The organism is Gluconobacter sp. Gdi, from assembly GCF_014132155.1.
GTDB lineage: Bacteria > Pseudomonadota > Alphaproteobacteria > Acetobacterales > Acetobacteraceae > Gluconobacter.
Window position 1 is genome coordinate 32,352 of sequence record NZ_BLJQ01000012.1, and the last position, 12,818, is coordinate 45,169.

Sequence of the window (12,818 nt, forward strand, 5' to 3'; positions counted from 1 at the left end):
ACGCGGCTTTCGGTCTCCGGAAGCCGCATTTTTTCATGTTGGTCATGCCCTGAAGAGGGAGAGGGCGGCTTCGCCTTTTGTGCCGAATATCCGGCGCAAGAGGAGAGTTTCCATGACCATGACCGTTCTTCCTTCAGCCCGTCCCGCCAGCGGGTTTCGTATTGATCCTTCCCGTGGCCGGGTTGACCACCGTGTGGCGTCCGAGTGGTATTCCCGGCCCGATGACGAGCGTTATCTCTCACTCGCTGATCTGCACGCGGCGACCCTGAGCCGTGCGGAACGGGCGACAGCGCGCACGGTGGAGAGCCGCGCCATCCGCGTGGACGCGTCACGCGACAACGCCGAGCGGCTGACCCTGTCTGTCCCCGGCCAGAGTGCGCCGGTTGCGCCGACCCATTGGTCTTTCGGGCAACTGTGCAGCCTTGTTAGCGCGCCGTCGTCTTACCTGCGTAATCTTCCGGCTCCGCTAGCCGCGATCAACTTACAGCATGGGTTGCTGTCCCATCGGGCGGAACTGGTCAAGACGCTGGAGACCGGCGACGGCCGTGTCGAATTGCGGGCCGTGACCGGGCCGGATTACGGCCGGATCTGGGACCACGAGCTTGTGGGTGCGGTGCGAAAAATTGCCGGTAATGGAACAGGGGATACGAACTGGAAAGTACCGGGTGTCATTGACTGGGCGACCATGACCCATAATCCGCATGTGGACATCACGAAGGAAACCACAACCCTGTATGCCTCGGACAGGGACGTTTTCCTGTTTCTCGTCGATGATACGCATCCGATCGAGGCGGGACGGCTGCCAAATGGCGATCCTGATCTTTTCTTCAGGGGGTTTTACGCATGGAATTCCGAAGTCGGTAGCAAAAGCCTCGGTATTGCCTCTTTCTACTTGCGCGGTGTGTGCCAGAACCGGTTGATCTGGGGGCAGGAAAATCTGCAGCAGATCACGATCCGGCACAGCAAGTTTGCGGCCTCCCGCTTTGTCCAACAGGCTGCACCTGCGCTGCGGAATTTCGCAAACGCCAGCACAGCATCGTTCGTTTCCGGAATTCAGGAATCACGCAAGCAGATCGTAGCCCGTGACGAGGACGACCGCGAGCGTTTTCTGCGCCGACAGGGCTTCTCGAAACCCGAGACGGCGAAAATCATCGAGACGGTCCTGCATGAGGAAGGCCGGCCACCGGAAAGCGTGTTCGATTTCGTGCAGGGTATTACGGCCTTTGCCCGCACAAAGAGCAATCAGGACACGCGGCTCGATCTGGAAGGCAAGGCCCGCAAGCTCATGGAGCGGGTCTGATCTTCCAGCTGCATTTTTCATCGTTGCCTTTGCGAAAGCCCGGATTTGTTCCGGGCTTTTTCTGTATGGAGGGTCCGAAAATGGCCGATTATTTTACGCATTTCTCCTGCCTTCTCGACGTAAGAACACATGAAAACGCGCTCAAAGCGCTGGAACTCTATCGGAACGAGACGGAGGATGAAGATGGTTTTTGTCTCTCTGACGGGTTCTCCCTTCTGCTGTCTAGGGAAGGCTCTTCTGAATTGTGGATCCATGATGAGTCTGGCGGCGACCCGGAATGCGTCATCGCATTCGTGCTGAAATGCGCGGAAGCGTTTTCACTCTCCGGTTTGTGGGGAATGGAGTATGCAAATACCTGTTCGCGTCCCCGTCTCGACGCTTTCGGGGGTGGCGCGCATCTCATTGATCTTGGGGCGGGTAAATCCGTCGGCTGGACCAGCACCAACGAGTGGCTGGCCGGTGCTCTCGAAGGAGATGATCCTGATGCCTGAGATCCTCTCCGTCACCGTTTATCAGATCGATGAACTGTCCGCTGCCGCTCGCGAAAAAGCCCGTTGCTGGTATCGGGATACTCTGGACGCTTTTCCCTGGTGGGATGCTGTCTATGAGGACTTTCTGCGCATATGCGCCGTAATCGGGGTGGACGTTGCGACGGTATCACGGCGTTCGACAGGCCCGTCCAGCGTATGCGATCCCTGCATCTATTTCCGGGGGTTTTCCAGTCAGGGGGACGGCGCCTCGTTCGAGGGTGTCTACAAATATGCGCCGCGTGCGTCCCATAAAATCCGTCAGTACGCGCCGCAGGACGAGGCGCTTCATGCCATTGCAGACCAGCTAACTGCGCTCCAGAGGTGGAATTTCTACCAGCTGACCGCGCGGATTACCCAACGCGGCCTCTATTACCATGAATATACGATGCGGATCGACGTCAGTCGCGACAGCCCGTCGGATCAGGATATGACGGCTGACGCGGAGGAAGGGGTTACCGAGGCCCTGCGCGATCTGGCACGCTGGCTGTATCGTTCTCTTGAACGCGAATGGGACTATCAAACCACCGATGGGGTGATTGATGACGCCATCCGCGCCAATCGATATACGTTTACCGTAGGAGGAGACCGGTTTTCATGATTGGCAAAGATGCAAGCTAGATACGTGGAGACAATAAATGCGCGAGACTGGAGAGCATGTGCCAAAAATGTATCCCGGATATTTTAGCCGAAAAATATCCCACCCCCCACACAGTAAGAGCGGCACGTAACAAAATAATAAAAGCGCATAGCAGAGGAGGAAATCCCTCCATAGATTTTGATGTAGTAAGTAAGCACAAGAATAAATAGAACTGAGATCCTAGGTATTTTATAAATCCAGAGAATGAGGAATATGTGTTGGACCACGCATTAAAATTAATGCCTCGGGCAAATATTTCTTGGCGTCGTATACGTCCTTTTTCCCACTGATTTTCTGTCGTTAATAGAAACTCGCGCGCGATAGCTGAAAGCGCATGGGCGAAGAAAAACATGTCCATGCCCATGATGATCATATTACCTGATATGGAAGACCATTCCTGCGGCTGCGCAATATGAGGCAAGCAAAGGTAGAGCGCGATCGTGGTCAGGCCGCTCGTCAAGATGCCCCTGAAGAAGGGGCGGATAAATTCAGGCCCCCCTCTGACGAGACCGTACCAGGTTCCGGCTGCAGCTACGGAGGCGACATAGACCCAGATCGGAAACTGGCCGCAATCCGGATGTTTGTCAGTCCACAGGAATGCCATAAGTGTAAGGACGGCGGGTGCGGTGACAGTTTCATCAACGGTTTCAGACCGCTTGCCAATGCGGAGCAGCCAACGGACGATCCTGCCGGTTTTTCCTTTGGAAAAGTGATAATCTTTATCGTCGTTGTCTTTATTTCGGTCGTTTTCTATTTGGTTCGACATCGTTCTTTTCATCTACATGATTTTCGGTTTCTTTAATGGCGGCATAGAGACTCTGTACTGACGCCATTGCCGTGTCGTAGGTGAAATGTTCGCCGTAAACCATGGATGCCTGAAACCGATCGAAGGAATCACGACATTCTGAATTCGTCATAAGATAGGCTAACGCCTGTTCGGTGCCTGCCTCCGGGTCTGCGGCATACGCAGGGAACCACCTCTTAAACTGCTCTGCGTCACTGACCATGATCTGTCTGGCAAGTGTCGAGACGCGAGGCAGATCGAGATGGGGTAGGATGCAATGCAGGTCGTAGACGTGCCGGATCAGGAAGCGGTCATAAGCGTCTGTTTTCCGTCCTTCCAGATAACCTGCTGTCCGACGGGTCAGGGCCACGAATTTCTCTGCAGCGGTCTCGTCCACGGAAATGCAGGTGATCTGCTGTATCTCTGGTTCGCAATTCGTCGCCTCGCTGACGAACGACCGGACCGATCTTTCGACGGTCGGGAGAGCGGCGGGGGCATATGTCAGTTCGACGAGAAGGTGCGGGCGCAGTTCGACGTCTTCGCCCGTGCTGTCCGCATAGCTCAGCTCGGCGCAGATATAGTGGTTTTCATTTTTCGCGGAAATGACCGGATCGGGAAACCCGAGGTCTGCGGTGATTTTTCTGATGGTCTCCTTCAGGGCGCCCAGAATTTTCCGGGCCGCATTCTTACTCGACGGCAGCGGTGTAATCGCGATCTTCAGATCCACGTCTTCCGACATTCTGGCGACCAGCCGATGAGCACGAGCAAGGCACGTGCCGCCAGCAAAAACCAGACTTATCCCTTGAGGGAGGTCCGTATGCTGAAGTGCTGCCAGCACCTCGACAACGCGGTAGTCCTTTTCCACGAGAGATGCTGATGACAGGTCAAGCGCATCGGCAACCTCAGCGAGCAGATCAGGCGTAAGGCTTTTCAAACCGCGCCTCGAGGTTTCGGTAGCGCAGTTTCCGGTTGAACCGGCTCTGGACTTCGAAGACCGGATTGGCCTGAACCTGTGTCGTGCGTCCGTTATTGTACTGTTGGACCGCATCGGACTCCCGCCAGTTGACCTTCAGTTTGCTGAGAGTCTGACGTACGGCTCCATCAAAGCCGCCGCGGACGGCAAGCATCGGGCGACCAGTCAGGCCGTTCGTTTTCACGCGGGCGTAGACCCCGTAGCCCAGACGCGCGATCTCGCCTTCGACAATGAGCTGTCGAAGGGCTCTTTTGACACTGTCATATTCGCCAAGGTCGGCGAAGTCACGCGGCACGAAGACGTCGCTGCGTGCGCGGCGAATGCGTGTCTTCAGCCGATCTTTCAGTGTTCTGGTGCGACGTGGCTGGGTCATGATGACCTCAATGGACCTCCCTGATGCTCCTGCACAGTAACAGAAACAGGACATTCCGATCCACAAAAATAGGACATCCTGCTGTTTGTCAGGACCATCGGAGAGGGCGCGTTTTCAGTCGTTCAACGCGTCTTTCAGGGCCTTGGCGGGCGTAAACGTCAGCTTGCGGGAGGCAGCGATCTGGATCTTGTCACCGGTCGCCGGATTGCGTCCTTCCCGGGCCGGCACGTCCTTGACCTTGAATTTGCCGAAGTCGGGCAGGGAGATCTCCTCGCCTTTTTTGGCTGCGGCGGTCATCGCCTCCACGAGCGCATCGAGCACCTTGCGGGTGTCGGTCTTGCTGGCGTCGGTTGTCTCGGCGATCTGATCGACCAGTTCGGAAATTTTCATGTGCAATGCCTTCTGTAGGAATGGTTCAGGCGTAAGCCTCGCAAAACCGTTACGAAGAGATTGTGGCGGCTTCAAGCCCCGCGTGCCCCGGATGTGCGGCAGCGGAGAGGGAAAGGGTGGTTCTGAACCGGGTGGTTCCGGTGCGGGAGAGGGAGGCGTGCCGGGACCGTCCGTCTTTTTTCCCCGGAGACTTCCGTCATGGATTGGCCTGTAACCCCTATCGGTGAGACGAGCGGTCACGCCGCCGCACGACTGCTTCTCGCCCATCTCGAACGCGGTGAGAAACTGGACGCCAGCCGGTTGCGCCAGGCGATGGAGAGCGCCTTCAAGGCCCCTGATGCGACAGGCGCGTGGGACTGGAAAATGGCTTATGACGCTGCCGAAGCCGCGTCCGTCCTGTTCCTGCGCCGCTATGGACCGGCCCTGATGGCCCGCGCCTCGGGCGATGCGGATCTCCTCACCAGCATTGCACGGCTTGCGTCCCTTATGCCCTCGCAGACGCGTCGGTCGGACGACAGCCAGACCTGGCAGCAGTTCTCAACGCCTCTGCCACTGGCGTTCTGCCTGATGCGGGCGGCGGGTCTCGCGCGCGGCGAGCACGTACTCGAACCGTCCGCCGGGACCGGTCTTCTGGCCATCTTCGCCGAACTGGCCGGTGCCTCGTTGACCCTCAATGAATTGGCGCCGGGCCGTGCTGACCTGCTGGCAGCGCTCTTTCCGGCAGCCCGCCTGTTCCGGCATGACGCCGCACAGATCCACGACTATCTGCCGCAGACCATCCAGCCGGATGTGGTCATTATGAATCCGCCCTTCTCGGCGACGGTGCATGTGGCCGGTCGCGCACCTGACACGACCTTCCGGCACATCGCCTCAGCACTGGACCGGTTGCGGCCCGGTGGTCGGTTGGTCGCCCTGACCAGTCTGTCCTTCTGCCCTGATAACCCGCGCTGGACCGATGGTTTCTCCACTCTTCAGGCCAAAGCCCGTCTGGTGTTTTCGGCGGGTGTCGCGGGGCAACTCTATCGGCAGCATGGCACGAGCGTTGAAACGCGGCTTCTGGTGTTCGATCGCACACCTGCTTCCGAGCCATCGCACTTCGTTGCGGCCCACGGCACGGCCCCGGATGTTTCGACCCTGCTGGGCTGGATCGCCGGTGATCTGCCGTCCCGTCAGCCGCAGACCCGCCAATCGTCGCCAGTGTCACGCTCTGCTGCTCTTTCCTTGTCCCGCACTGTGCGCGGCTATCTCGGGCGCAAGGCCGCCGCGGGTCACAGGACGGTCTCTGAGATGCAGGGCGCACTTTTGTCGTATGACATCCTGCCGCCGGATAAGCATGAAACTGCGGCGACACGTCTATCTGATACTCTTTATGAGGATTATCGTCTCCAGACCATCGCAATTCCCGGCGCCCGGTCGCATCCCACTAAACTGGTCCAGTCGGCCGCCATGGCCTCGGTGCGCCCGCCCGGGCCTTCCCACAAGCCAACCCTCCCTGACGCCGTCATCCATGACGGCCTGCTCTCCGACGCTCAACTGGAATCCGTCATCTATGCTGGCCAGGCCCATGATCGCTTTCTGGCAGGTCGGTGGAAAGCCGATCAGACATGGGACATCCTCACCCGTGTCGGTGAGGACGATCCCGATGGTGTCCGGTTCCGCCGCGGCTGGTTCCTTGGCGATGGCACCGGCACCGGAAAGGGCCGCCAGGTCGCGGGTATCATTCTCGACAACTGGCTTAACGGCCGCAGGCGCGCGGTCTGGGTGTCGAAGTCGGACAAACTCCTCGAAGACGCGCAGCGCGACTGGTCGGCATTGAGAATGGAACGGCTGCTGGTCACACCCCAGTCGCGTTTTTCGCAGGGCATCGCTATCCGTCTGACCGAGGGCATCCTGTTCACCACCTATGCCACGCTCCGGACCGAAGAGCGCGGCGCGAAAGCCTCCCGCGTCCAGCAGATCGTCGAGTGGCTCGGGGCTGATTTCGACGGGGTCATCATCTTCGATGAAGCGCATTCCATGCAGAACGCCGCTGGCAGCAAGGGAGAGCGGGGCGATCAGGAAGCCTCCTTGCAGGGGCGTGCCGGACTGCGCCTGCAACATGCCCTGCCGGATGCGCGGGTGGTCTATGTCTCCGCCACGGGTGCGACCTCGGTCCATAATCTGGCCTATGCCCAGCGTCTGGGCCTCTGGGGCGGGGAGGATTTCCCCTTCGTCACACGGGCCGATTTCATTGCCGCCATCGAGGCCGGCGGTGTGGCGGCCATGGAGGTCCTGGCGCGCGACCTCAAGGCCATGGGACTCTATACCGCCCGGTCGCTCTCCTATGATGGCGTCGAATATGAACTGGTCGAGCATCAGCTTACGCCAGAACAGATCCGCATCTATGACGCCTTCGCCCAGGCGTTTATGGTCATCCACAACAATCTCGACGCCGCCATGCAGGCGGCCAACATCACCGGAACGGACGGCACGCTGAACCGGCAGGCCAAGGCTGCCGCCCGCTCGGCCTTCGAGAGCACGAAACAGCGGTTTTTCAACCATCTGATCACGGCCATGAAAACCGTGACCCTGATCCGCGCAATCGAGCGCGATCTGGACGAGGGCCATGCGGCCGTCATCCAGCTTGTCTCCACGGGGGAGGCCCTGACCGAACGGCGGCTGGCCGAGATCTCGCCGGAAGACTGGAATGACCTGCGGATCGATGTGACGCCGCGCGAATACGTTCTTGGGTATCTGGAACATTCTTTCCCGGTCCAGCTTTATGAACCCTATAGCGACGGGTCGGATCATGTGTATTCACGGCCGGTCTTTCACGACGGCAGGCCTGTCCTGAGCCGTGAGGCCGTGGCCCGGCGGGATGCGATGATCGAACAGCTTGCAGCGCTCCCGGCACTGCCTGGCGCGCTCGATCAGATCATCCAGCATTTTGGCACCGATGCCGTTGCCGAGGTGACCGGCCGCTCGCGGCGCGTGGTGCGCAAGGGGGATCGGCTTGCCGTGGAAAGCCGACCCGCCGCCGCCAGCCTGATCGAGACGCAGGCGTTTATGGATGATGCCAAGCGCATTCTGGTCTTCTCGGATGCCGGAGGTACCGGCCGGTCCTATCACGCCGAGCTTTCCGCTGCGAACCGCCGTTTGCGGGTGCATTACCTGCTGGAACCCGGCTGGAAGGCGGACGCCGCCATTCAGGGGCTGGGTCGCACCAACCGGACCAATCAGGCGCAGCCGCCTCTGTTCCGGCCGATTGCCACGGACGTGAAGGCGGAAAAACGCTTTCTCTCCACCATCGCCCGCCGGCTGGACACGCTGGGCGCCATGACCCGGGGCCAGCGTCAGACGGGCGGGCAGGGGCTGTTCCGCCCGGAAGACAACCTCGAAAGTCCTTATGCGCGCGATGCGCTGCGGCAGTTCTACCGTCTTCTCGCCCGGGAGAAGGTCGAAGGCTGCACACTGGCGCAATTCGAGGATGCGACGGGTCTGTCTCTGGTCGATGATACGGGCCTGAAAGACAAGCTTCCACCGATTTCCACGTTCCTCAACCGGATGCTCGCCCTGCCGGTGGCGTTGCAGAACCTGCTGTTCGCGACATTCGAGGATCTGCTGGCTGGACGTGTCGAGGCGGCGGTGGCGGCTGGTGTTTATGATGCGGGGCTGGAAACCCTGCGTGCGGACAGTTTCACCATTCTCGCGCGCCAGACCATCCACACCCATGCCGAAACCGGTGCGGACACGGAATTGCTGACCATCCGGGAACGTCGGCGCTCGGAACCCGTTACGCTCTCGCAAGCACTGGCTCTGGGACGGGAGCGGGAGTCCGGTCTTGTGCGCAATACCCAGTCGGGGCGGGTCGCGGTGCGTGTTCCGGCACCCGGCCTGGTGACCGAAGACGGGGAATTCGAATGGCGCGTCCGCCTGGTCAGGTCCATGGACACGCAGATCCTCTCGCGTGACGCCTTCGCGGCGAGCCACTGGAAGGCTGTGGATGAGGCCACTTTCGCGGCTTTGTGGGAGGCGGATCTGCGTACGGTCGATGAATTCGTCGAGACCGAGTTCCATATGGTGACGGGGCTGCTGTTGCCGGTCTGGAAACGTCTGCCGACAGATCATGCACGGGTCTATCGGCTGCAGACCGGTGACGGCGAACGCGTGCTCGGCCGGCGCGTACCTGTGGCATGGGCCACCAGTGCCGGAGTGACCGGCAGTCTGTCGCTATCCGGGCAGGACGCACGCAGGGCTATGCTGGACGATGGAACGGTCCTGCATCTGGCCGAACGCATGCAGGTGCGGCGGGTGCGGGTGATGGGACGGGCGCGGATCGAACTGACCGGCTTTACCGAAGGGATGCGGGAACGTTTGCGGGCTTATGGCCTGTTTTCGGAAATCATCTCGTGGACATTGCGGTTTTTCGTGCCGGTCGATGAGGCGGGCGATAAGGTTCTGGAACGGCTCTTCGAAACCTGGCCGATTGAGCGCGTGACGGAAAGGGAGGCGGCATGATGGCGGAGCATGATGCACGGGACCTGTCACGCCGTCTGGCGGAGAACGCCGAGGCGGTGTGCCGTCATTACCTCTCGGCCGGGCGACGGCATGGCAATTACTGGCTGGTCGGCGATGTTCGTAACACCCCCGGCCGCTCGCTTTATGTCCGCCTGCATGGCCCTTCGGAAGGGCGCGGGGCCGCCGGGCGCTGGACGGATGCCAGCACCGGTGCGTTCGGCGATCTGCTCGACCTGATCCGTGATTGCCTCGGTCTGATCGAATTCCGCGACGTTGCTGACGAGGCGCGCAGCTTTCTGGCGCTGCCTCAGCCTGAACCTGACCGGGCGGCGGATCGCCCGCGAACGTCCCCGTCGCACCGGCCCGGGACGGGAGGCAGCAGCACGGACGCCGCACGCCGCCTGTGGGATGCCAGCCGGCCCCTGTCCGGTGTCGCGGCTGTCTATCTGCGGGGACGCGATCTGACGCGCTGTTCCCCTTTGGCTGCCCTGCGTTTTCACCCCGACTGCTACTATCGCGCTGATGCCGACAGTCCGCCCGAGACCTGGCCCGCGATGATCGCCGCCGTCACCGATCTCGGAGGTCGCGTCACCGGCGTTCATCGCACCTGGCTGGCGTGCGATGGACGCGGCAAGGCGCCTGTCGCCATACCCCGTCGGGCGATGGGCGATCTGCTCGGCCATGCCGTGCGTTTTGGCGCAGCCTCTGACGCTCTGGCGGCAGGCGAGGGGATCGAAACGGTGCTGTCGCTCCGCGAGGTCATGCCCGATCTGCCACTGGCCGCCTGCCTGTCCTCGGCGCATCTCGCCGCCATGGCGTTTCCGCCTGCCCTGCGCCGCCTCTACGTGCTGCGCGATGACGACCCGGCCGGCGACCATGCGGTGACGACCCTGCTCGCCCGGACGCAGGAGGCCGGGATCGAGTGCCTTGTGCTGTCACCGCGTCTGGCGGATTTCAACGATGATCTGCGCTATCTCGGGCGCGGGGCGATGCGGGCGATCCTGCATCCCCAGCTTGCCCCGCAGGACGTGGCGCGGTTCCTGCAACCCGTCGCGCACTGAGGCGGGCCGGGAAGGGGGTGTGGGGGCATCGTTTTTCCTTGTCGTGCGGGGCTGTCCTGCCTTGCTTCCGGGTGGGGCACGCCCGCGGGCCTTTTAAGAGGGGGAGCGGGCGTCAGCCAGGCCGGGCCTGCAATGGCGGAGCCGGCTATTTTCCGCCGCGCGGGACTGCGTCCGCGCTTTGCATCGCGAAACAAAATAGCCGTCTCCCTGCCATCCTTCACTGCGTTCCGGCCGCGCGTTGCGCGGTTCCGGCCCGGCCTTCGTCTGCCGCTATCCGCCCCCGGAAAGGCCGCGAGTGGCGCGGCCAGAACCGGAGGACAGACCCATGACCCGCACACAGGACGATTTCGAACCCGCCCACGCCACCTCTTCAACCGCCCATGTGCTGGCGGAACTCCAGCTTTACGGCCACCGTCCCTTCGAGGATGAGCCGGACCCGCGGCCATTGCCCGAAGCACCCCGCATCGGTGGCGCGGTCGCCGACATCTTCGATGCCCTGTCAGCCACGCTGACCGACACAAGGCTGGAACCCGATCTCGAACCGCTGCTCTGGTCCACGGTCAACGTCTTTCACCGCATGGTCGGGCAGGTCGAACGGGATCTCGATCGCAACGAGGCAGCGCAGAAGCGCAGCCAGCAGGAACAGGATGGCAGCGAGATCCGCTCGGTGGAACTGGAACGTCTCATCGCCGAGGGCCTGACCCTGCTGGAGCGACGCAACGCCTACGAGATCTTCCGCGCCCTCGCCTGCGACCAGTTCGAACGCCTGACCATGTCGCCCTGGCGACCGCGCTCCGGTTCGCTGGTCAGCCGCAGCACCCTGACGGCATCCATGATCGACAGCCGCGATTTCCTCAACGCCCGCCGCAAGGCCGAAACCGAACTGCTCGTGCCTCCCGGACCCAAGGTCGCGGTCACTGGCGGGCTCGATTACGAGGACCATCACCTGATCTGGAACCGGCTGGACAAGGTGCGGGAGAAGCATCCCGACATGGTGCTGCTGCACGGCGGTTCACCGAAGGGGGCGGAATTCATCGCCTCCCGGTGGGCCGATCATCGGCAGGTGGCGCAGATCGCCTTCAAACCGGACTGGAACCGGCACGGCAAGGCCGCCCCGTTCCGGCGTAACGACGCTCTGCTGAAAGTCCTGCCAATCGGGGTCATGGTATTCCCCGGATCGGGCATTCAGGACAATCTGGCCGACAAGGCCAAACAGATGGGTATCCCGGTCTGGCGGTTCCGCAAGGACAGTGGCGCGTGAGCGCCATCGTTCTCCAAGAAGGGTATATCAACATCCGTGGTGAGAAGAGTTTATTCTTTCGATATGCTTTTATAAATGCAGGAGATGCTCTGAACGCCGCTATAGGCACCGTCGATATGAAATGGTTTCCCCTCTTCGCAAAGAAGACGCCGATAATAGTCGCCATCTCCCGATACTCGACCCGTGCCTATTTCGGGAACTGGCTGAATTTTTTTGATTTCAATCCGATGTCCGGAATAGCAGGTATGTGCCTTGAATTCTTTGTCCAGATCCTCCGCGCTCCTGTTCTTTCCGATCTCGTTTACAGCATCGACAGAACAGGACGATACGCTCTGAGCACTCGCCGCAGATATATTGGCCAGCATAAATCCAGAAAAAATGGGAAGAACGAAAAGACCGGCCTTCATGATAACGAGTTCCTCTTTTCTATACGAAAGCATTGAGTCGATCGCACAATGTAGAAATGCAAAATAGAGATATATCAACATATGACTTCGATAAAGTGCGCCTTCGCAACCTGTTTCCACACTGAAGGAGATTAAGCCGGACTGCCCCACCCCTCACGCCGGACTGGAGGAGGGAAGAACTTTTCCCCGTTCCGGCTGCGGGGACGATGGATGAGGGAGGCGGTGGTCCCCTTCCGCGTCGGTGAACAGGTCGAAACTGCAGTGGCGAAGCAGGGATCGTCCAGCGGACAACTGGCTGCCCAGCCTTCGTTGAAACGACGGGTCCATAGAATGCGGCTCGAACCGTTTGTAGCAGGGACGCGGCAGATAGGGGCGGGTGTCTCTAGCCGCGATCCGCGCCAACAGCAGGTAAGACGGTCGCACCGGGCGAGCGCGATATCCTCCTATGTCGCACGTTCCCCACCTGTCGGACCGGTCATGCCGGCATCGTCTCTCCATGGGGCTGGCGGGTCCGCACACCATGGCCTCTGTCGGATGGCTGATCTAGCCGAAGACCGGCTGCGCCTCGATCGGCTGGCCGCAACGGCGTTCCAGAACTTTCTTCC

Annotated in this window: 11 protein-coding genes and 1 pseudogene; 8 read left to right on the forward strand and 4 right to left on the reverse strand. The window is 60.7% G+C overall.

The window, feature by feature from the left end; all coding sequences use genetic code 11:
• Positions 1 to 112: 112 nt before the first annotated feature.
• The 3 genes from JN414_RS14105 to JN414_RS14115 all read left to right on the forward strand — a co-directional run bounded on the left by JN414_RS14105 (position 113) and on the right by JN414_RS14115 (position 2,428).
• Positions 113 to 1,300, forward strand: a complete 1,188-nt coding sequence (locus JN414_RS14105) for a DUF932 domain-containing protein (protein ID WP_035378694.1) — start codon at positions 113 to 115, stop codon at positions 1,298 to 1,300.
• Between the two features lie 80 nt (positions 1,301 to 1,380).
• Positions 1,381 to 1,791, forward strand: a complete 411-nt coding sequence (locus tag JN414_RS14110; protein ID WP_035378692.1) for a hypothetical protein — start codon at positions 1,381 to 1,383, stop codon at positions 1,789 to 1,791.
• Entirely contained in the window at positions 1,784 to 2,428 is a 645-nt protein-coding gene (locus tag JN414_RS14115; RefSeq protein ID WP_035378691.1) for a hypothetical protein, read from the forward strand. The genes JN414_RS14110 and JN414_RS14115 overlap by 8 nt, the downstream gene beginning before the upstream one ends.
• 16 nt (positions 2,429 to 2,444) lie before the next feature.
• Here JN414_RS14115 and JN414_RS14120 read toward each other — a convergent pair whose 3' ends face one another.
• The 4 genes from JN414_RS14120 to JN414_RS14135 form a co-directional block, all read right to left on the reverse strand.
• Positions 2,445 to 3,233: a hypothetical protein gene (locus tag JN414_RS14120; RefSeq protein WP_035378688.1), complete on the reverse strand. Its 789-nt coding sequence runs from the start codon at positions 3,231 to 3,233 to the stop codon at positions 2,445 to 2,447.
• Positions 3,202 to 4,185 (reverse strand): nucleotidyl transferase AbiEii/AbiGii toxin family protein, encoded by a 984-nt coding sequence (locus JN414_RS14125; protein ID WP_052051222.1) that lies wholly within the window; start codon positions 4,183 to 4,185, stop codon positions 3,202 to 3,204. The genes JN414_RS14120 and JN414_RS14125 overlap by 32 nt, the downstream gene beginning before the upstream one ends.
• The gene (locus tag JN414_RS14130; RefSeq protein WP_035378686.1) at positions 4,166 to 4,597 is read right to left on the reverse strand and encodes a hypothetical protein; all 432 of its coding nucleotides are present in this window, start codon (positions 4,595 to 4,597) and stop codon (positions 4,166 to 4,168) included. The genes JN414_RS14125 and JN414_RS14130 overlap by 20 nt, the downstream gene beginning before the upstream one ends.
• 114 nt (positions 4,598 to 4,711) lie before the next feature.
• On the reverse strand, positions 4,712 to 4,987 hold the full coding sequence (locus tag JN414_RS14135) for an HU family DNA-binding protein (protein WP_035378684.1): 276 nt from the start codon (positions 4,985 to 4,987) through the stop codon (positions 4,712 to 4,714).
• A gap of 198 nt (positions 4,988 to 5,185) precedes the next feature.
• Here JN414_RS14135 and JN414_RS14140 point away from each other — a divergent pair, with 198 nt between their 5' ends.
• The 5 genes and pseudogenes from JN414_RS14140 to JN414_RS14160 all read left to right on the forward strand — a co-directional run.
• Positions 5,186 to 9,484: a bifunctional class I SAM-dependent methyltransferase/DEAD/DEAH box helicase gene (locus JN414_RS14140; protein WP_194265282.1), complete on the forward strand. Its 4,299-nt coding sequence runs from the start codon at positions 5,186 to 5,188 to the stop codon at positions 9,482 to 9,484.
• Positions 9,484 to 10,545: a toprim domain-containing protein gene (locus JN414_RS14145; protein WP_035378747.1), complete on the forward strand. Its 1,062-nt coding sequence runs from the start codon at positions 9,484 to 9,486 to the stop codon at positions 10,543 to 10,545. The genes JN414_RS14140 and JN414_RS14145 overlap by 1 nt, the downstream gene beginning before the upstream one ends.
• A 325-nt stretch (positions 10,546 to 10,870) precedes the next feature.
• Positions 10,871 to 11,806, forward strand: coding sequence for a DUF2493 domain-containing protein (locus JN414_RS14150; protein WP_194265281.1), 936 nt, complete (start codon positions 10,871 to 10,873; stop codon positions 11,804 to 11,806).
• Positions 11,803 to 12,249: a hypothetical protein gene (locus JN414_RS14155; RefSeq protein WP_035378678.1), complete on the forward strand. Its 447-nt coding sequence runs from the start codon at positions 11,803 to 11,805 to the stop codon at positions 12,247 to 12,249. The genes JN414_RS14150 and JN414_RS14155 overlap by 4 nt, the downstream gene beginning before the upstream one ends.
• 174 nt (positions 12,250 to 12,423) lie before the next feature.
• A pseudogene (locus tag JN414_RS14160) lies at positions 12,424 to 12,818 on the forward strand (hypothetical protein); the annotation flags it as partial.